This window comes from Pseudomonas sp. NBRC 100443 (genome assembly GCF_030268185.1).
GTDB lineage: Bacteria > Pseudomonadota > Gammaproteobacteria > Pseudomonadales > Pseudomonadaceae > Pseudomonas > Pseudomonas citronellolis.
Map to the genome: position 1 here is coordinate 266,459 of NZ_BSQE01000004.1, position 19,255 is coordinate 285,713.

The 19,255-nt window shown below is 68.4% G+C and carries 18 protein-coding genes; 4 read left to right on the forward strand and 14 right to left on the reverse strand.

Annotated elements, in window-relative coordinates:
• Positions 1-104 precede the first annotated feature (104 nt).
• The 3 genes from QSJ95_RS07490 to QSJ95_RS07500 all read right to left on the reverse strand — a co-directional run bounded on the left by QSJ95_RS07490 (position 105) and on the right by QSJ95_RS07500 (position 2,848).
• Entirely contained in the window at positions 105-746 is a 642-nt protein-coding gene (locus QSJ95_RS07490) for an oxidoreductase (protein ID WP_009615978.1), read from the reverse strand.
• Between the two features lie 42 nt (positions 747-788).
• Positions 789-2,303: a C13 family peptidase gene (locus QSJ95_RS07495; protein ID WP_009615979.1), complete on the reverse strand. Its 1,515-nt coding sequence runs from the start codon at positions 2,301-2,303 to the stop codon at positions 789-791.
• A gap of 89 nt (positions 2,304-2,392) precedes the next feature.
• The gene (locus QSJ95_RS07500) at positions 2,393-2,848 is read right to left on the reverse strand and encodes a MaoC family dehydratase (RefSeq protein ID WP_009615980.1); all 456 of its coding nucleotides are present in this window, start codon (positions 2,846-2,848) and stop codon (positions 2,393-2,395) included.
• A 152-nt stretch (positions 2,849-3,000) separates the two neighbouring features.
• On the opposite strand from QSJ95_RS07500, the gene QSJ95_RS07505 reads away from it, so the two are divergent.
• The 3 genes from QSJ95_RS07505 to QSJ95_RS07515 are packed head-to-tail and all read left to right on the forward strand — an operon-like array spanning position 3,001 to position 4,681.
• Positions 3,001-3,369, forward strand: a complete 369-nt coding sequence (locus QSJ95_RS07505) for a CidA/LrgA family protein (RefSeq protein WP_009615981.1) — start codon at positions 3,001-3,003, stop codon at positions 3,367-3,369.
• On the forward strand, positions 3,362-4,075 hold the full coding sequence (locus QSJ95_RS07510; protein ID WP_043314037.1) for an LrgB family protein: 714 nt from the start codon (positions 3,362-3,364) through the stop codon (positions 4,073-4,075). Before QSJ95_RS07505 ends, QSJ95_RS07510 begins: the two co-directional genes overlap by 8 nt.
• 15 nt (positions 4,076-4,090) lie before the next feature.
• Complete coding sequence (locus tag QSJ95_RS07515; protein ID WP_043273207.1) at positions 4,091-4,681, forward strand: LON peptidase substrate-binding domain-containing protein; 591 nt, start codon at positions 4,091-4,093, stop codon at positions 4,679-4,681.
• A 229-nt stretch (positions 4,682-4,910) separates the two neighbouring features.
• On the opposite strand, the gene prpD is transcribed toward QSJ95_RS07515, so the two are convergent.
• The 6 genes from prpD to QSJ95_RS07545 all read right to left on the reverse strand — a co-directional run bounded on the left by prpD (position 4,911) and on the right by QSJ95_RS07545 (position 13,541).
• On the reverse strand, positions 4,911-6,395 hold the full coding sequence (gene prpD / locus QSJ95_RS07520; protein WP_285641252.1) for a 2-methylcitrate dehydratase: 1,485 nt from the start codon (positions 6,393-6,395) through the stop codon (positions 4,911-4,913).
• 329 nt (positions 6,396-6,724) lie between these two features.
• Positions 6,725-7,912 carry a 2-methylaconitate cis-trans isomerase PrpF gene (prpF, locus tag QSJ95_RS07525; RefSeq protein WP_285641253.1) on the reverse strand — a complete coding sequence of 396 codons (1,188 nt, stop codon included), beginning with the start codon at positions 7,910-7,912 and terminating at the stop codon, positions 6,725-6,727.
• 119 nt (positions 7,913-8,031) lie between these two features.
• Positions 8,032-10,641: a Fe/S-dependent 2-methylisocitrate dehydratase AcnD gene (acnD, locus tag QSJ95_RS07530; RefSeq protein WP_285641255.1), complete on the reverse strand. Its 2,610-nt coding sequence runs from the start codon at positions 10,639-10,641 to the stop codon at positions 8,032-8,034.
• A gap of 18 nt (positions 10,642-10,659) precedes the next feature.
• Positions 10,660-11,817 carry a bifunctional 2-methylcitrate synthase/citrate synthase gene (gene prpC, locus QSJ95_RS07535; RefSeq protein WP_043273202.1) on the reverse strand — a complete coding sequence of 386 codons (1,158 nt, stop codon included), beginning with the start codon at positions 11,815-11,817 and terminating at the stop codon, positions 10,660-10,662.
• 120 nt (positions 11,818-11,937) lie between these two features.
• Positions 11,938-12,822, reverse strand: coding sequence for a methylisocitrate lyase (prpB, locus tag QSJ95_RS07540; RefSeq protein WP_009615988.1), 885 nt, complete (start codon positions 12,820-12,822; stop codon positions 11,938-11,940).
• A complete protein-coding gene (locus QSJ95_RS07545; RefSeq protein WP_009615989.1) occupies positions 12,819-13,541 on the reverse strand; it encodes a GntR family transcriptional regulator in 723 nt (240 codons plus the stop codon). The genes prpB and QSJ95_RS07545 overlap by 4 nt, the downstream gene beginning before the upstream one ends.
• Before the next feature lie 195 nt (positions 13,542-13,736).
• Here QSJ95_RS07545 and QSJ95_RS07550 point away from each other — a divergent pair, with 195 nt between their 5' ends.
• Positions 13,737-14,348 carry a class I SAM-dependent methyltransferase gene (locus QSJ95_RS07550; RefSeq protein WP_043273198.1) on the forward strand — a complete coding sequence of 204 codons (612 nt, stop codon included), beginning with the start codon at positions 13,737-13,739 and terminating at the stop codon, positions 14,346-14,348.
• A 7-nt stretch (positions 14,349-14,355) separates the two neighbouring features.
• Here the strand turns inward: QSJ95_RS07550 and QSJ95_RS07555 are convergent, their stop codons facing one another.
• The 5 genes from QSJ95_RS07555 to QSJ95_RS07575 all read right to left on the reverse strand — a co-directional run bounded on the left by QSJ95_RS07555 (position 14,356) and on the right by QSJ95_RS07575 (position 19,247).
• Positions 14,356-14,595 (reverse strand): hypothetical protein, encoded by a 240-nt coding sequence (locus tag QSJ95_RS07555; RefSeq protein ID WP_009615991.1) that lies wholly within the window; start codon positions 14,593-14,595, stop codon positions 14,356-14,358.
• A gap of 165 nt (positions 14,596-14,760) precedes the next feature.
• Positions 14,761-14,991 (reverse strand): hypothetical protein, encoded by a 231-nt coding sequence (locus QSJ95_RS07560; RefSeq protein WP_043273197.1) that lies wholly within the window; start codon positions 14,989-14,991, stop codon positions 14,761-14,763.
• Positions 14,992-15,102: 111 nt separating this feature from the next.
• On the reverse strand, positions 15,103-15,555 hold the full coding sequence (locus QSJ95_RS07565; RefSeq protein ID WP_285641264.1) for a hypothetical protein: 453 nt from the start codon (positions 15,553-15,555) through the stop codon (positions 15,103-15,105).
• 480 nt (positions 15,556-16,035) lie between these two features.
• Positions 16,036-17,364, reverse strand: coding sequence for a two-component response regulator AauR (gene aauR / locus QSJ95_RS07570; RefSeq protein ID WP_285641266.1), 1,329 nt, complete (start codon positions 17,362-17,364; stop codon positions 16,036-16,038).
• Positions 17,361-19,247 carry a sensor histidine kinase gene (locus QSJ95_RS07575; RefSeq protein WP_285641268.1) on the reverse strand — a complete coding sequence of 629 codons (1,887 nt, stop codon included), beginning with the start codon at positions 19,245-19,247 and terminating at the stop codon, positions 17,361-17,363. Before QSJ95_RS07575 ends, aauR begins: the two co-directional genes overlap by 4 nt.
• Positions 19,248-19,255: the final 8 nt, after the last annotated feature.

Consider the following 19,255-nt stretch of genomic DNA (forward strand, 5'->3'; position numbering starts at 1 on the left):
CCGTCGTAGGATGGTGTTGAGCGAAGCGATACCCATCGCCACGGCCGCATGGGTTTCGCCAAGGCTCAACCCATCCTACGAAGAGCGCCTCGGCGCTGTCGGGACTATTTCCCCAGCCTGCGCAACTCGTCCGACTCGACGAACCGCACACCCTTGCCCGTCTCCAGGGCCAGGCGCCAGAGGGCGCGGGCCAGGGCGCAGGCTTCGATGCCGTGCAGCTTGCCGGGGAGGATGCGGGCGAAGGGCGCGGCGAGCAGTTCGGCCAGGCGGATTTCCTCGCGCTGGCCCAGCAGCAGGGACGGGCGGGCGATGGTCAGTTGCGCCCAGCCCTGTTTCTGCAGGGCCTCTTCCAGCTCGCCCTTGACGCGGTTGTAGAACAGCGAGGACTTGCTGTCCGCGCCCAGCGCGCTGACCACCACGTAATGCCGCGCGCCGAGCTTGAGCGCGTGCTCGCCCAGGGCCAGCGGCAGGTCGTAGTCCACCGCCTTGAAGGCCGCCTCCGAGCCGGCCTCCTTGAGCGTGGTGCCCAGGCAGCAGAACACCGTGTCCACCGGCCCGGCCAGGTTGGGGATGAGTTCGGCCAGCGGGCCGATGGGGTTCTCCAGGCGCGGGTGGGCGGCCAGTGGCCGGCGCGTAGGCGCCAGCACGCGCTTGACCGTCGGCTCGCTGAGCATGCGGTCGAGCAGGTGTTCGCCGGTGAGGCCGGTGGCGCCGGCGAGAATGACATGCGTCGGTGTTGAATACATCCTGGTTTCTCCGCTGACACAGTTACAAGCGTAGTTGCCGGGCTATCGTTTTTCCTGCACGTGCCCCGCATCGGCGCTCAGGGCCCGGCTGGCCTGGCCCGCACGCAAGGTGTTCCAGCGCTGCAGCACGGCCGCTGGCGCCCACAGCTGCGGCTCGGAAGCGTCGAAGCCGTCCGCCGCCTCGCGCCGGGCGACCTCGCTGCTGGCCAGCTGGAAGGCCTGCTGCAGGTCGTCGGTGGCGTTCAGGGCGTTGGCGAACAGGGCCTGGCCGAAGTAGGTGAAGTCGGCTTCCTCGGAACAGCCGAAGGACACCCGGTCGCTGCGCGCCGCGGTCATGATCAGAGTCCTGTCGTCCTTCAGAGGTTCGATGAAGCCGCCGCTGTAGCAGGCCGAGATCACCAGCACCTTGTAGCGCTCCTTCAGCGGCGCGAGGAGTTCGGCCAGGTCGGCGGCGGGCAGGTTGTCCAGGCGGATGCCGGGCATGTCGAGGATCAGTTGGTGGTCGTGGCTGCCGTGGCTGGTCAGGTAGATGAACACCAGGTCCTCCGGGCCGCTGCTGCGCGCCAGGGCGCGGATCGCCCGCGCCAGGCTCTCGCGGGTGGCCATGGGGCGGTCGTCGGCATGGTTGCGGTTGTTCACCAGGGTGACCACGCCGCGCGCGCCGAAGCGCTGGCCGAGCAGGCGGGCGACGTAGTCGGCCTCGCGCAGGAACACACTCTGCTTGCCGTCGCCGCCCACGCTCAGGGCGTACAGCTCCACCTGCGGCGTGGAAGGCGGCAGCGCGGCCAGGGCGCGGTCGAGCAGGCGGCCCTGTTCCAGCAGGCCTACCTCCACCGGGTTGGGCAGGCGCCGGCCCTGTTCGTCGCGGCGCAGCAGGCCGTTGCTCCAGGTGCCGGCCTGCAGGCGCCCGTCGGCGCCGCGCAGGCTGCCCTTGCCGGCGAACTTGCCGTCGGCGAACTGGCCACGGTAGACCTGGCCGTCGGCCTGGGTCAGCACGCCTTCGCCGGCGAAGCGCCAGTCCTTGAAGCCGCCTTCGTAGCGGCTGCCGTCGCGGCCTTCGTACTTGCCCTGGCCGTTCAGCGCGCCCTGGCTGAACTGGCCGCTCCACACGTCGCCGTCGGCGTTGACGAAGCGCCCCTGGCCGCTGAATTCGGTGTTCTCGAAGCCGCCCTCGTAGCGGTCGCCGTCGGCGTCGCTGAAGCTGCCCTTGCCGCGCAGCTGGCCGTTCTCGAAGGTGCCTGCATACTCGTTGCCCTGGCCGTCGTCCAGTTGGCCCTGGCCGTGGTAGAGGCCGGCGCGGAAGCCGCCCTGGTAGTGGCTGCCGTCGGCGCCGTGCCATTCGCCCGGGCCGTCGAACAGGCCCTTGGCGAAGCGGCCCTGGTACCAGGCGCCGTTGCCGTGCTCCAGGCGCCCCTCGCCGTGCAGGCGGCCATCGACGAGGGCGCCGTGGTAGCGCGCGCCGTCGGGCAGCACCAGGTCGGCCGAGGGCTGGGCGGGGCCCTGGTCGCAGGCCGCCAGGGCCAGGATCAGGGCGAGGAGGGGAAGGTGCAGGCGCATGCGGCAGGTCGGTCACGGCGGTTTTGCACCAGTGTGACGCAAAAAAGCCCGCGGGCGCGGGCTTTTTTGCAGGGGGCCGGGCGCCGGCGTCAGACGAAGGCCAGGCTCAGCGATTCGGCGATGTAGGCCGGCTTGGGCAGGCCTTCGATCTCCAGGGTGCAGCGCGCCTTGATCAGCCACTGGCCGGGGTTCTTCTCGCTGACGTCGAGGATGGTCACCTGCAGGCGCACCCGCGAATCCACCGGCACCGGCTGGATGAAGCGCACGCTGTCGAGGCCGTAGTTGACCACCATCTTCGGGTTCTCCGGGAGCACCAGCAGGCCTTCGCAGAGCTTGGGAATCAGCGACAGGGAGAGGAAACCGTGGGCGATGGTGCCGCCGAACGGGGTCTTCTTCGCCTTCTCCGGGTCCACGTGGATGAACTGGTGGTCCTCGGTGCACTCGGCGAACTGGTTGATGCGGTTCTGGTCGATGGTGAGCCATTCGGAATGGCCCAGGTCCTTGCCAATGTAGTCCTTGAGGGTGCTGACGGGAACGAACGGCATGTTTTCCTCCGCGAACGCGTGTTGTTGTTTTTTGCGTGCGATGCAGCATGGCACAGGTCGATGACGGCTGCGCACCTATGCTTGAAGCGAATGCCATGCCATAGGCCGGGCGTACTTGGGCATAATGTCGGGCTTTTTCACAGGAGGTTGCCATGCTGCTCCGCGGCCTGACCTGGCTGGTGCTGTTCCAACTGCTGGGCACCGGTCTGAATGTTCTCATCCTGCCGATGATCCCCGGCCCCATCATTGGGCTGGTGCTGCTGCTGGCGTTCCTGCTGGCGCGCGGGGAAGTGGGCGAGCCGATCACGCTCGCGGCCTCCTCGCTGCTGCGCTACCTGCCGCTGCTGCTGGTGCCGCCGGCGGTGGGGGTGATGGTCTACGGCCGCCAGCTGCTGGCGGACTTCTGGCCGCTGGCCGGGGCCCTGGCGCTGTCGCTGCTGGGCTCCTTCCTGTTCGCCGGCTGGCTGATGCAGAAGCTGATCGACCGCCAGCGCGGCCGCAAGGAGGCCCGCGATGCTTGACTGGCAAGGCGCCTGGCAGGCGGTCACCCATCACCCGCTGTTCTGCATCGGCATCACCCTGGCGACCTACCAGCTGGCCCTGGCGGCCTACGAGCGCACGCGCTGGGTGTTCCTGCAGCCGGTGCTGGTGTCCATGGCCATGGTGATCCTGGTGCTGTTGGGCACCGGCATCGACTACCAGGCCTACAGCGCCGGGGTCAGCGTGCTGACCGTGCTGCTCGGCCCGGCCACCGTGGCCTTGGCGGTGCCGCTGTTCCTCAACCTCAAGCGCATCCGCCAGCTGTTCTGGCCGACCCTGGTCACCCTGCTGGTGGCCGGCGTGCTGGCCACCGTGGCCGGTATCGGCCTGGGCTGGCTGTTCGGCCTGCGCGGCGAGCTGCTGATGAGCCTGGCGCCGAAGTCGGTGACCTCGCCCATCGCCATGCTGGTGGCCAGCCAGATCGGCGGCGTGGCGGCGCTGGCGGCGGTGTTCGTGCTGATCACCGGGGTGCTCGGCGCCATCCTCGGCCCGGAGCTGCTGCGCCGCATCGGCGTGCGCCACCCGGCCGCCCAGGGCATGGCGCTGGGCATGACCGCCCATGCCGTGGGCACTTCCCGCGCCCTGCAGGAGGGCGAGGAATGCGGCGCCTTCGCCGCCCTGGCGATGAGCCTGATGGGCGTGGCCACCGCAGTGCTGCTACCGTTGGCGGTAGCGTTGATCGCCTGAAGCAGGAAGATTCACATGAAGTTGCCGCTCTTCCCCCTCAACACCGTGCTGTTCCCCGGTTGCCGCCTGGACCTGCAGATCTTCGAGGCGCGCTACCTGGACATGATCGGCCGCTGCATGAAGCAGGGCGGCGGCTTCGGCGTGGTGTCCATCGTCGAAGGCCGCGAAGTGGGCGAGGCGCCGCAGGCGTTCAGCCAGGTCGGCTGCGAGGCGCTGATCCGCGACTGGCAGCAGTTGCCCAACGGCCTGCTGGGCATCCGCGTCGAGGGCGGCCGGCGTTTCCGCGTGCTGGATACGCAGGTGCAGCCGGACCAACTGCTGGAAGCCGACGTGGCCTGGCTGGAGGAACAGCCCGACCAGCCGCTGACCGAGGAACACGACGACCTGGCGGCGCTGCTCGGCGCGCTGTCGCTGCACCCGATGGTCGCCACCCTGGAGATGGGCGGCGAGGTCCACGGCCAGCAGGAGCTGGCCTGCCAACTGGCCTACCTGCTGCCCTTCGAGCCGGAGCAGAAGCAGGTGCTGCTGGAGATGGATGACCCCACGGTGCGCCTGGCGCGCATCCAGGTGCTGCTGGAGCAGTTGCAGGGGGATCTGTTGGCTTGAGCGTTGTGGCCGCCCTGTAGCGGATCTCATCCGCGAATCGCGCCGTTGGTTCCGGCTATCGCGGACAAGGTCCGCTCCTACGGGGAGAGAATGCCATGCCTCACGGCAACCTGTAGGAGCGGGCCCTGCCCGCGATTCGCGCGCAGGGCGCGCTCCTACAAGGGAATGGCGTGGGTTGAGCTGCGTAGGATGGGTTTCGCCAGGGCTCAACCCATCCTGCAAAAGCGCTTCAGATCACCAGCAAATCCATGAAGCGGTGCACCGGCGTGGCTTCCAGTTGCGCGGGGTCGTTGCACAGGGCGGCTATCTGCGCGCAGCGCTGGGGGGCGAAGCGGGTGGCCAGGGCGTTGCGGAACTTCGCTTCCAGCAGCGGGATGCCCTCGGCGCGGCGGCGGCGGTGGCCCACCGGGTATTCCACCTCGATCTTCGGCGTGCTGCTGCCGTCGCTGAAGAACACCTGCACGGCGTTGGCGATGCTGCGCTTGCCCGGCTCCAGGTATTCGCGGCTGTAGCGCGGGTCCTCCACCACTTCCATCTTGTCGCGCAGGCGGTCGATCAGCGGGTGCGCGGCGTGGAAGGCGTCTTCGTAGTGCTCGGCTTCCAGGGTGCCGTAGATCAGCGGCACGGCGACCATGTACTGGATGCAGTGGTCGCGGTCGGCGGCGTTGGCCAGGGGGCCGGTCTTGGAGATGATGCGGATCGCCGATTCCTGGGTGTCGATGACGATGCGGGTGATCTCGCTGATGCGGTTGCGCACCAGCGGGTGCAGTTGCACTGCGGCTTCCACGGCGGTCTGCGCGTGGAACTCGGCGGGGAAGCTGATCTTGAACAGCACGTTCTCCATCACGTAGCTGGCGAAGGGTTGCGGCAGGCGGAAGCGGCGCTGGTCGTCGGGCTTGAGCGCCAGGTCCTTGTTGGTGTGGCTGAACAGCACGTCGTAGAAGCCCCATTGCGGCGCGCTCAGCACGCCGGGGATGCCCATCTCGCCGCGCCGGGCGATGTCCGCCAGGCGCAGGCCGCGGCTGCTGGCGTCGCCGGCGGCCCAGGACTTGCGCGAGCCGGCGTTGGGCGCGTGGCGGTAGGTGCGCAGGGCCTGGCCGTCGACGCAGGCGTGGGAGAGGGCGGAAAGCAGCTGCTCGCGGTCGGCGCCGAGCAGCCGTGCGCTCACCGCCGTGGAGGCGAGCTTGACCAGGAACACGTGGTCCAGGCCGACGCGGTTGAAGGCGTTCTCCAGGGCGAACACGCCCTGGATCTCGTGGGCCAGGACCATGGATTCCAGCACGTCGCCCATGCTCAGCGGCGGTTCGCCATTGGCCTGGGCGCGCTGCGCCAGGTGGTCGGCGAGGCCGAGGATGGCGCCGAGGTTATCCGACGGGTGGCCCCATTCGGCGGCCAGCCAGGTGTCGTTGTAGTCCAGCCAGCGCACCAGCGCGCCAATGTCCCAGGCGGCCTTGACCGGATCGAGGCAGAAACGCGTGCCCGGCACCCGCGAGCCGTGGGGCACCACGGTGCCTTCCACCTGCGGGCCGAGCAGCTTGGTGCATTCGGGGAAGCGCAGGGCCAGCAGGGCGCAGGCCAGGCTGTCCATCAGGCACAGCCGCGCGGTGTCGCGTGCTTCGGCGGAGTCGACGCGGTAGGTCAGGACGTAGTCGGCGATCTGCTGCAGGACGCCGTCGTAGTCGGGGCGGGTGTTCGGATCGGCGTTGGTGCTCATGGCGTGCTCCTGCGCGGTAATCCGGGAGAGTCTAGACGCTGGGGGCGCAAAGCTTTCGCGAACGATGGCGATGGGTATCGCTTCGCTCGACCCATCCTACGGCGAGCAGCTGCCGAGGTGCTCGCCTGCAACGTAGGAGCGACTGTCTTGCGCCGAGGTGCTCTTCGTAGGATGGGTTGAGCTTGCGAAACCCATGCGGTTGCGCTGATGGGTATCGCTTCGCTCAACGCCATCCTACGAAAAGCCGTGCTTCCTGGAACCGTAGGATTCATCCGCGATTGCGCCGGCCAGGGCCATCGCGGACGGAGTCCGCTCCTACGCGGCGGCGCTCAGAAGGCGTCGCCCGGCACCCGCACCCAGCCTTCCATGAGGATGCGCGCGCTGCGGCTCATGATGGCCTTGGTCACGCTCCATTCGCCGTCCACCTGCCTGGCCTCGGCGCCCACGCGCAGGGTGCCGGAGGGGTGGCCGAAGCGCACGGCGCTGCGCTCGCCGCCACCGGCGGCGAGGTTGACCAGGGTGCCCGGCACGGCCGCGGCGGTGCCGATGGCCACGGCGGCGGTGCCCATCATGGCGTGGTGCAGCTTGCCCATGGACAGCGCGCGCACCAGCAGGTCGACGTCCCCGGCCTGCACCTGCTTGCCGCTGGAGGTGCGGTAGTCCTTGGGCGGCGAGACGAAGGCGATCTTCGGCGTGTGCTGGCGGGTGGCCGCTTCTTCGGGAGTCTTGATCAGGCCCATGCACAGGGCGCCGGCGATGCGGATCTTTTCGAAGCGCGCCAGTTGCTCGGGGTCGGAGTTGATGTCTTCGCGCAGTTCGGTGCCCTTGTAGCCGATGTCGTCGGCGTTGACGAACACCGTGGGGATGCCGGCGCTGATCATGGTCGCCTTGAAGGTGCCGACGCCGGGCACTTCCAGGTCGTCCACCAGGTTGCCGGTGGGGAACATCGAGCCGCCTTCCTCGCCGTCGTCGGACGGCTCGAGGAACTCCAGCACGATCTCGGCGGCCGGGAAGGTCACCCCGTCCAGTTCGAAGTCGCCGGTTTCCTGGACCTGGCCGTTGGTGACCGGCACGTGGGCGATGATGGTCTTGTTGATGTTGGCCTGCCAGATGCGCACCACGCAGGTGCCGTTGTCCGGGATGCGCTCGGGGTCGACCAGGCCGGCGTGGATGGCGAAGGCGCCGGCGGCGGTGGAGAGGTTGCCGCAGTTGCCGCTCCAGTCGACGAAGGCCTTGTCGATGGAAATCTGCCCGTAGAGGTAGTCGACGTCGTGGCCGGGCTGGCTGCTTTTCGACAGGATCACGCACTTGCTGGTGCTGGAAGTGGCGCCGCCCATGCCGTCGATGTGCGCGCTGTACGGATCGGGGCTGCCGATCACGCGCATGAACAGCTTGTCGCGCGCCGCGCCGGGCACCTGGCAGCGCTCGGGCAGGTCCTGCAGGCGGAAGAACACGCCCTTGCTGGTGCCGCCGCGGATGTAGGTGGCAGGAATCTTGATCTGGGGTTGCTGAGCCATGATTTCGTCCTGGCTGAGGGGATGAAAAACCGAAAAAGGCGCTGGAGGCTGAACGAGGGAGCGGCTTCTCGTTCAGCTTTCAGCCTCCAGCCTCCAGCGCTTTTCTCGAACCTGCGGTCTTAGGCCACTGCCCCCTTGAGGAAGTCCTTGGCGAAGCGCTGCAGCACGCCGCCGGCCTTGTACACGCTGACGTCGGCGGCGGTGTCCAGGCGGCAGGTCACCGGCACGCGAACCACTTCACCGTTGCGGCGGTTGACCACCAGGGTCAGGTCGCAGCGCGGCGACAGTTCGCCTTCGATGTCGTAGGTCTCGGTGCCGTCCAGGCCCAGGGTCAGGCGCGTGGTGCCCGGCTTGAACTCCACCGGCAGCACGCCCATGCCCACCAGGTTGGTGCGGTGGATGCGCTCGAAGCCTTCGGCCACGATCACTTCCACGCCTGCCAGGCGCACGCCCTTGGCTGCCCAGTCGCGGGACGAGCCCTGGCCGTAGTCGGCGCCGGCGACGATGATCAGGTTCTGCTTGCGGTTCATGTAGGTTTCGATGGCTTCCCACATGCGCATCACCTTGCCTTCCGGCTCAACGCGGGCCAGCGAACCCTTCTTCACCTGGCCATCGACCACGGCCATCTCGTTGACCAGCTGCGGGTTGGCGAAGGTGGCGCGCTGCGCGGTGAGGTGGTCGCCGCGGTGGGTGGCGTAGGAGTTGAAGTCCTCCTCCGGCAGGCCCATTTTCGCCAGGTATTCGCCGGCCGCGGAGCTGGCCAGGATGGCGTTGGACGGCGACAGGTGGTCGGTGGTGATGTTGTCCGGCAGGATCGCCAGCGGGCGCATGCCCTTGAGCGTGCGCTCCCCGGCCAGCGCGCCTTCCCAGTAGGGCGGGCGGCGGATGTAGGTGGACTGCGGGCGCCAGTCGTACAGCGGGCTGTCGGCTTCCTTCACGCTGCCCAGGTCGAACATCGGGATGTACACCTGGCGGAACTGCTCGGGCTTCACACTGGCCGCGACAATGGCGTCGATCTCTTCGTCGGACGGCCACAGGTCCTTCAGGGTGATCGGGTTGCCGTTGGTGTCGGTGCCCAGCGGGTCCTGCTCGATGTCGAAGCGCACGGTGCCGGCGATGGCGTAGGCCACCACCAGCGGCGGCGAGGCGAGGAAGGCTTGCTTGGCGTAGGGGTGGATGCGCCCGTCGAAGTTGCGGTTGCCCGAGAGCACGGCGGTGGCGTACAGGTCGCGGTCGATGATCTCCTGCTGGATCTTCGGCTCCAGCGCCCCGGACATGCCGTTGCAGGTGGTGCAGGCGTAGGCGACGATGCCGAAGCCGAGCTTCTCCAGCTCGGTCAGCAGGCCGGCTTCTTCCAGGTACAGCCTGGCGACTTTCGAGCCCGGTGCGAAGGAGGTCTTCACCCAGGGCTTGCGCACCAGGCCCAGCGCGTTGGCCTTCTTCGCCAGCAGGCCGGCGGCCACCACATTGCGCGGGTTGGAGGTGTTGGTGCAGCTGGTGATGGCGGCGATGATCACCGCGCCGTCGGGCATCAGGCCGTGGGCTTCTTCGTCGCGGCCGGACTCCAGCTTGGCCTCGTCGGCGATGCCGCGCTCGGCCAGCGCCGAGGTCGGCAGGCGGCGGTGCGGGTTGGACGGGCCGGCCATGTTGCGCACCACGCTGCCCAGGTCGAAGCTGAGCACGCGCTCGTATTCGGCGCTCTTCAGGGCGTCGCCCCACAGGCCGAGGGTCTTCGCGTAGTTCTCCACCAGCGCCACCTGCTCGGGCTCGCGGCCGGTGAGCTTGAGGTAGTCGATGGTCTGCTGGTCGATGTAGAACATCGAGGCGGTGGCGCCGTATTCCGGGCACATGTTGGAGATGGTCGCGCGGTCGCCGACGGAGAGGCTGTCCGCCCCTTCGCCGAAGAACTCGACGTAGGCTCCCACCACGCGCTCCTTGCGCAGGAACTCGGTCAGCGCCAGGACGATGTCGGTGGCGGTGATGCCGGGCTGGCGCTTGCCGGTCAGCTCGACGCCGACGATGTCGGGCAGGCGCATCATCGACGGGTGGCCGAGCATCACGGTCTCGGCTTCCAGGCCGCCGACGCCGATGGCGATCACGCCCAGGGCGTCCACGTGCGGGGTGTGCGAGTCGGTGCCCACGCAGGTGTCGGGGAAGGCCACGCCGCCGCGCGCCTGGATCACCGGGCTCATCTTCTCCAGGTTGATCTGGTGCATGATGCCGTTGCCGGCGGGGATCACGTCGACGTTCTTGAACGCGGTCTTGGTCCACTCGATGAAGTGGAAGCGGTCCTCGTTGCGGCGGTCCTCGATGGCGCGGTTCTTCTCGAAGGCCTCGGGGTCGAAGCCCGGGGCTTCCACGGCCAGGGAGTGGTCGACGATCAGTTGCGTCGGCACCACCGGGTTGACCTTGGACGGGTCGCCGCCCTGGTCGGCGATGGCGTCGCGCAGGCCGGCCAGGTCGACCAGCGCGGTCTGCCCGAGGATGTCGTGGCAGACCACGCGCGCCGGGTACCAGGGGAAGTCGAGGTCGCGCTTGCGGTAGACCAGCTGCTCCAGGGCCGCGGTGAGCAGCTCCGGCTCGCAGCGGCGCACCAGCTGCTCGGCCAGCACGCGCGAGGTGTACGGGAGTTTGTCCCAGGCACCAGCCTGGATCTCTTCGACGGCCGCACGGGCGTCGAAGTAGTCCAGTTGTGTGCCGGGCAGGCTTTTACGGTATTGGCTGTTCATGGTGTTATTCATCGCTATTCAGGGGCGGTCCTTGAGCGGCACGAACTTCAGGTCTTCGGGACCTACGTAGTTGGCGCTCGGGCGGATGATCTTGCCGTCGATGCGCTGCTCGATGACGTGGGCGGACCAGCCGGCGGTGCGGGCGATCACGAACAGCGGGGTGAACATGGCGGTGGGCACGCCCATCATGTGGTAGCTCACGGCGCTGAACCAGTCGAGGTTGGGGAACATCTTCTTGATTTCCCACATCACGCTTTCCAGGCGCTCGGCGATGTCGTACATCTTGCTGTTGCCCTGCTCTTCGGAGAGCTGGCGGGCGACTTCCTTGATCACCTTGTTGCGCGGGTCGGACACGGTGTAGACCGGGTGGCCGAAACCGATCACCACTTCCTTCTTCTCGACGCGGGCGCGGATGTCGGCCTCGGCTTCGTCCGGGTTGTCGTAGCGCTTCTGGATCTCGAAGGCCACCTCGTTGGCGCCGCCGTGTTTCGGGCCGCGCAGCGCGCCGATGGCGCCGGCGATGCAGGAGTACATGTCGGAGCCGGTGCCGGCGATCACCCGGGAGGTGAAGGTGGAGGCGTTGAACTCGTGCTCGGCGTACAGGTTCAGCGAGGTATGCATGGCGCGCACCCAGGACTCGCGCGGCTTCTCGCCGTGCAGCAGGTGCAGGAAATGGCCGCCGATGGAGTCGTCGTCGGTCTCCACGTCGATGCGCTTGCCGTTGTGGCTGAAGTGGTACCAGTACAGCAGCGCCGAGCCCAGGGAAGCCATCAGCTTGTCGGCGATGTCGCGGGCGCCGGGGTGGTTGTGGTCGTCCTTCTCGGGCTGCAGGCAGCCGAGCACGGAAACCGCGGTGCGCATCACGTCCATCGGGTGGGCCGACGGCGGCAGGGTTTCCAGGGCGGCCTTGACGCCCGCCGGCAGGCCGCGCAGGGCCTTGAGCTTGGCCTTGTAGGCGGCCAGCTCGGCGACGTTGGGCAGCTTGCCGTGGACCAGCAGGTGGGCGATTTCCTCGAATTCGCAACGGTTGGCGAAGTCGAGCACGTCATAGCCGCGGTAGTGCAGGTCGTTGCCGGTGCGGCCGACGGTGCACAGGGCGGTGTTGCCGGCGGCGGTGCCGGAGAGGGCCACGGATTTCTTCGGCTTGAAGGCAGTGGTGGTTTCAGTCGTGCTCATCGGTGTTTCCTCATCTCTATTGTTCTGGGCTTCAAGAGCCGAGTAAGAGCGCTGGAGGCTGAAGGCTGAACGAAGAGCGAGTCGTCCAGCCTCCAGCGCTTTTATCGGCTTTTGTCGGCTTTATTTCTTACTGGCGAAGAGCGCGTCGAGCTTCTGCTCGAAGGCGTGGTAGCCGATGCGGTCGTACAGCTCGGCACGCGTCTGCATCAGCTCGATGACGTTCTGCTGGTGGCCTTCCTGGCGGATCGCGGTGTACACCGCTTCGGCGGCCTTGTTGGCGGCGCGGAAGGCCGACAGCGGGTAGAGCTGGATGGCCACGCCGACCGAGGCCAGCTCGTCGCGGGTGAACAGCGGGGTGGCGCCGAACTCGGTGATGTTGGCCAGCACCGGCACGTTCAGTGCGTCGACGAAGCGCTTGTAGGTCGGCAGGTCGTAGGCGGCCTCGGCGAAGATGCCGTCGGCGCCGGCCTCCACGTAACGCAGGCAGCGCTCGATGGCGGCGTCCACGCCCTCGGCCTGGATGGCGTCGGTGCGGGCGATGAGGAAGAAGTTCGGGTCGGTCTTGGCGTCGGCGGCGGCCTTCACGCGGTCGGCCATTTCCTCGGTGGAGACGATTTCCTTGCCCGGACGGTGGCCGCAGCGCTTGGCGCCGACCTGGTCCTCGATGTGCGCGGCGGCGGCGCCGGCCTTGATCAGGCTCTTGACCGTGCGCTCGATGTTGAAGGCGCTGGGGCCGAAGCCGGTGTCGATGTCCACCAGCAGCGGCAGGTCGCAGACGTCGGTGATGCGGCGCACGTCGGTGAGCACGTCGTCCAGGGTGTTGATCCCTAAGTCCGGCAGGCCCAGGGAGCCGGCGGCGACGCCGCCGCCGGACAGGTAGATGGCCTTGAAGCCGGCGCGCTTGGCGAGCAGGGCGTGGTTTGCGTTGATCGCACCGATCACCTGCAGCGGTTTCTCTTCGGCAAGGGCGGTACGGAAACGCTGGCCGGGGGAAAGCAGACTCATGACTCACCTCGTTCGTTGGCTGTCTTGGCTTGGGCGTCCAGGTAGTGACGCTCGATGTTGCGCTTGGAAGCGCCGATGTGACGGCGCATCAGCAGTTCGGCCAGTTCGCCGTCACGGTCGGCGATGGCATCGAGAATGCGGTGGTGCTCGGCGAAGGCCTGGCGCGGCCGGTTCGGCACGGCGGAGAACTGCAGGCGGTACATGCGCACCAGTTGGTACAGCTCGCCGCAAAGCATCTGGCTCAGGGTGCGGTTGCCGCTGCCCTGGATGATCCGGTAGTGGAAGTCGAAGTCGCCTTCCTGCTGGTAGTAGCCGCGCCCGGCCTGGAAGGCCTCGTCGCGCTCGTGGGTGTCGAGCACCCGGCGCAGCTCGTCGATCTCGGCCTGGCTCATGCGCTCGGCGGCCAGGCGGCAGGCCATGCCTTCCAGGGATTCGCGGATTTCGTACAGCTCGATCAGCTCGGCATGGCTCAGCGACACCACCCGCGCGCCGACGTGGGGCACGCGCACCAGCAGCTTCTGGCCCTCCAGGCGGTGGATCGCCTCGCGCAGCGGGCCGCGGCTGATGCCGTAGGTGCGCGCCAGCTCCGGCTCGGAGATCTTGCTGCCGGGGGCGATCTCGCCCTTGACGATGGCCGACTGGATCTTGCGGAACACGTGTTCCGAAAGCGTCTCGCCGTCGCCTTCGACGTCGTTGGGCAGGAGCAGGGATTCGTTCATGGTGTCGACAATCCACATCAGGTGCGGCGAAAACTAACCCCCCTCGTTCGTGTGGTCAAGGGGATTGTCGACAATCGTCTAATGGGTCGACGAGTTATGCACAAAGGTTCCCAGGAATCCGGCGGATGGCGGAAAAGCCCGCGCGACGCGGCCTGGGCTGCGCTAGGCTGGGCGAAACCGCCAGGGGAGACGAGCATGGGTGTCTACGACCGCTACCTGCTGCCACGGCTGATCGACTGCGCCTGCGGCATGGGTGAGGTGATGAAGCAGCGTTCGAAGCTGGTGCCGCGGGCCCATGGCCGGGTGCTGGAGATCGGCATCGGCACCGGCTTGAACCTGGGTTTCTACGACGCGGGGAAAGTGTCGACAATCGTCGGCGTCGACCCGGCGGCGCAGATGCAGGGCCTGGCGCGCAAGCGCGCGGCGGGCATCGGCATCCCGGTGGAGATGGTGGCGCTGGAGCTGGGTCAGATTCGCGCCGACGCCGGCAGCTTCGACTCCATCGTCTGCACCTTCACCCTGTGCAGCATCCCCGACGTGCTGGCGGCGCTGCGCGAGATGCGCCGGGTGCTCAAGCCGGGCGGCGAGTTCCTCTTCTGCGAGCACGGCTTGGCGCCGGACGCCGGCGTGCGCGCCTGGCAGCACCGCCTGACGCCGATCTGGAAGCCGCTGGCCGGTGGCTGCCACCTGGACCGCGACATCCCGGCGCTGATCGAGGCCGGCGGTTTCCAGGTGCGCGAGCTGAGCCGCGAGTACCTGCCGGGGCCGCGGCCGATGACCTATGTCTACAAGGGAATGGCCGACTGAGGCCGCTTCAGGCCGGCACCGGGCCCAGGGCCATCACCCGCAGGATGTGCACGCTGCGGATGAACAGGTCGGCCACCGGGCCGCGGCGGTCGGCGCGGCAGTCATCCAGGCGCACCAGGCTTGGCGCGCAGCCGGCCAGCAGGTCGAAGTAGTCGCGCAGTTGCATGCGTCCGCGCAGGCGATGCGGGCGCTGGGCGTTGTCCAGGGTTTCCAGTTCGACCCAGAGGGTGTCTTGATCCGGTTGCATGGTGGGCTCTCGCACGGCGCTGCTGCCGAAGGCTGCGTAGGAAGTTGCCGAAGATTCCTCTGTGACTGACGCCGTGGCGCCCGGTTCCCCGGGCGCCGATGAATCGTGGCGATATTCAGCTTCGGTTCAGCCAGGCCCGCGCCCAGGCAGGTTTCGGCGTGGCGCCTAGGCGGCTGCGTCGCTGTCGTCGGTGCGGATCACCCAGCGGATGTTCACCCCGCGGATGAACAGGTCGCTCTGGCCATGCAGGTCCGTCAGGCGCACCAGGGCGGGCGTGTCGCCCAGCAGCAGGTCGTGGTAGTCGTTCAGGCTGATGCGCCCGCGCAGGATGCGCGGGGCGTGGTTGGGCAGGTGGGTTTCGAGTTCCACCGGCAGGCTGTCGTGATCGTGGGGCATGGCGGGCGCCGCTGGGTGCAATGAGCCCGCAACTGTAGGTTCGGCCCGGCGCCCGGCCTAGTGGAGATTCACCGCTGCTTCTGTAGGAAAAAGCCTGGGTTGCGTGTCGGCTCAGAGACCTTCGTCGTCGCGCACCAGTACGCAATGGCAGCCGTCTTCCTCTTCGTGCCAGTCGTGCAGGAAGTACATCTGCACCTTGTCCGGGCTCGGCATCACGGCGACGAAATCGCCGATCTCCGGGACGAAGAAGGCCTTGCTGCCGGGCTCGGCCTCGCACTCCACCAGGGCGTTGAAGAAGGCCGCCGGGTCGGCATCCTCGAAGAACGCCTCGCGCTCGGTGGCGTCCCAGTCGGCGGGCGCCTCGAAGGGGCCGAGAATGAGCACCCTGGCGTCGCCCAGGTCCAGCTCCTCGGCGTCCGGGTCGGCGTCATCGGGGCGGTAGAAGCAGGCATCCACCGCCTTCGCGTCGGCCAGAATGGCCTGGCGCGCGGCCATGCGCCGCTGCGGGTCGACGCCGGCGTCGGCGCAGAGCTGGTTCCAGAAGGCTTCGGATTTGGCGGACATGGGGCGGCTCCGGCGACGCGGCGATGAGAAAGGCGGCTAGTGTAGCGTAGGGCGTATAACCGTTCGCGGTTATACGCCGCCTGACCTTGGCCGCGCCCCGCTCGGAGCCGATCTTGGCCGCTCTCACCGGCGGAAGAGGATCGCCCGGCTCGACCCCTGCGTCGGCGAGGGCATGGGTGTAGCGGCGGATAACGCCGTAGGCGTTATGCGCCCTACGACCGTGCTTCCCTGGGACTCTGTCCGCGATTCGCGTAGGGCGTATAACCGTTCGCGGTTATACGCCGCCTGACCTTGGCCGCGCCCCGCTCGGAGCCGATCTTGGCCGTTTCCACCGACGGAAGAGGATTGCCCCGGTTCGACCCCGGTGTTGGCGAGGGCATAGGTGTAGCGGCGTATAACGCGGAGCGTTATACGCCCTACGACCGTGCTTCCCCGGAACCGTAGGAGCGAGCTTGCTCGCGAACCCCGCAGGGATTGGCGTTACGCCAACCCGTATTTCTTCACCTTGTCGAACAGCGTGGTCTTGGCCATGCCCAGGGCCAGGGCGGCCTGGCTGAGGTTGCCGGCGTGGCGTTCCAGGGCGCTTTGCAGCAGGCTGCGTTCGAAGGCTTCCACGGCTTCGGCGAAGCGCGGTTCGCTGGCGTCCGGGCCCTGGCCGCTGCCGCTGAGCACCGGCAGGCCGAGGGCGAAGCGTTCGGCGACGTTGCGCAGTTCGCGCACGTTGCCCGGCCAGTCGTGGGCCATGAGGCTGGCGGCGGTGGCGTTGTCGATGGCCGGCGCCGGGCGGTCGAAGCGCAGCGAGGACTGCTGCAGGAAGTGCTCGAAGAGCATCAGGATGTCTTCGCGCCTCTCGCGCAGCGGCGGCAACTGCAGGGTGATGACGTTGAGGCGGTAGTAGAGGTCGCTGCGGAAGCTGCCTTCGCGGCCCATGGCGCCCAGGTCCGACTTGGTCGCGGCGATCACCCGGCAGTCCACCGGGATCAGCTGGTTGGAGCCCAGGCGTTCCAGCTGGTGTTCCTGCAGCACCCGCAGCAGCTTGACCTGCAGGTTCAGCGGCATGCTCTCGATCTCGTCGAGGAACAGGCTGCCGCCGTCGGCGTGCTCGATCTTGCCGATGCGCCGCTTGCCGGCGCCGGTGAAGGCGTGGGCCTCGTGGCCGAAGATTTCGCTGTCGATCAGGCTTTCCGGCAGGCCGCCGCAGTTCAGCGCGACGAAGGCCTTGGCCTGGCGCCGGCTGTAGTCGTGCAGGCAGCGGGCGACCAGTTCCTTGCCGGTGCCGGTCTCGCCCTCGATGAGCACGTTGGCCGAGGTGTCGGCGATGTTGGCGATCAGCTCGCGCAGCGCCTGCATCGCCGGCGAACGGCCGATCAGCCGGGCCTCCAGGGCCTGGCGCCCGGCCAGTTGGCGGCGCAGCTGGCCGATCTCGCGGCTGAGCCGGCGGTGTTCCAGGGCGCGCCGCGCCACGTCCACCAGGCGCTCGGGGGCGAAGGGTTTTTCCATGAAGTCGTAGGCGCCGTCGCGCATGGCCTGCACCGCCATGGCGATGTCGCCGTGGCCGGTGATCAGCACCACCGGCAGCTGCGCGTCCTTCTCGCGCAGGCGGGCCAGCAGTTGCAGGCCGTCCATGCCGGGCAGGCGGATGTCGCTGATGACGATGCCGGGGAAGTCGGCGCCCACGCGCCGCAGCGCTTCCTCGGCGCTGGCCACGCCGTCGCTGTCGAGGTCTTCCAGGGCCAGGGCCTGCTGGCAGCCGAGCAGCACGTGGGGGTCGTCCTCGACCACCAGTACGCGGAGTTTTTCGTCGCTCATGGCGTGGGTTCCTGAGTGGGCAGCAGCGGCAGGCTGAGTTCGAAGGCGGTGCCGCCGGCCTCCGGGTGGGCCACGCCTAGGCTGCCGCCGGCGGCGGTGGCGAGGCTGGCCGAGAGCGTCAGGCCCAGGCCCAGGCCGTGCTCGCCGGGCTTGGTGGTGAAGAAGGGTTCGAACAGGTGCTCGCGGGCATCCGGCGGGATGCCCGGGCCGTTGTCGCGCACCGTCAGGTGGTATTGCGCGCCCTCGGCGCGGCCGCTGAGCCAGAGCTGGCGGTCGGCCTGCTCGCTCATGGCGTCGAGGGCGTTGGCGATGAGGTTGACCAGAATCTGCTCCAGGCGCGTCTGGTCGATGCCCAGGCACACGTCGTCGAATTCGCGGTGCAGGACCAGCGGGCAGTCCTTCAGGCGCACCTGCAGCACCCGCAGCGCGGCGTCCACCGCCTTGCCCAGGCGCGCCTGGCCGTGGTCGTCGGCGCGCCGGGCGAAGGCGCGCAGGCTGGCGGTGATGCGGCCCATGCGGTCGACCATTTCGTTGATCGCTTCGAGGTTGCTGCTGGCGATGTCCAGGGCGCCGCGCTGGAGGAAGCGCACGGTGTTGCCGGAGAGGGTGCGCAGCGCCGCCAGCGGCTGGTTCAGTTCGTGGGCGATGCTGGTGGACATCTGCCCGATCACCGCCAGCTTGCCGGCCTGGACCAGGCGGTCCTGGGCCTTGCGCAGGGTGTCCTCGGCCTGGCGGCGCTCGCGGATCTGCTCGCGTAGATGCTGGTTGCTGGCGCGCAGGTCGGCGGTGCGCTCGGCGATGCGCCGCTCCAGTTCGTCGTTGGCCTGCTGCAGCGCCTCGCGGGCGGCCAGGCGGGTGGCCAGGACCTTGCGCCGCTCGTTCCAGGCGATCAGCAGGAACGCCAGCAGGGCGAAGCCCACCGCGGCCAGCACGCCGTGGATCATGGCCTCGCGGCGCACGTCCTGCAGCGGGCTGAGCAGGGTGAAGTCCCAGGGGGTGTCGTTCAGGCGGCGGCTCTGCTTCAGGTACAGGCGCTCGGCGTGCGGCTCGCCGCTGGCGTCGCGGTCGCGGAAGCCGATTTCCTCCACGCCCTCGCCTAGGGCCCGGCGCGAACTGGGCTGCCATTCGTTGAGCGCCCACCAGTAGTACTGCAGGCTGCGCGCCAGGCGCTCCTTGTCCGCGGCGCTGAGCGGGCGCACCGCCTTCAGGCGCAGCTGCGGGTTGCTGGAGAGGACGATGATACCGTTCTCGTCGCTGACGAAGGCCTGCAGCTGGGCCTTCTCCCAGCGTTCCTCCAGGGCTTCCATCTTCACCTTGACCACCGCCACGCCGACGATGCGCCCGCCATGCACCAGGCCGTGGGCCAGGTAGTAGCCGGGCTCGCCGACGGTGCTGCCGATGCCGTAGAAGCGCCCCGGGCGGCCCTGCACGGCGTCCTGGAAGTAGGCGCGGAAGGACAGGTCCTCGCCCAGGTAGCTGTCGGCGTCCTGCCAGTTGCTGGTGGCCAGCACTCGGCCGGAGGTGTCCAGCAGGTAGATGGCGCGGCTGCCGGCGCGGCGGTTGAGGCCTTCGAGGTAGGCGTTGACCAGGTCGCGGCGGTAGGGCGTGGGTTCCAGCAGCAGGCGGGTGACGTTGTTTTCCAGCTCCAGCAGGCTGGGCAGGTAGGTGTAGCGGCTGATCTCGCTTTCCACCCCGCGGGCGTGCAGTTCCAGCTGGCGCTCGCCGCTGGCGACCAGGGCGCGGGTGCCGGCGCCGGCGCTGACCAGGTAGCCGCCGTAGCCGAAGCCGAGCATCAGCAGGATCAGCGGAATCGGCAACAGCAGGTTGCGCACGAGGCTCGGCTTCACGTTCGGCGGTGGCAGGGTCAATGGCTGGGCGGGCATTGCATCAC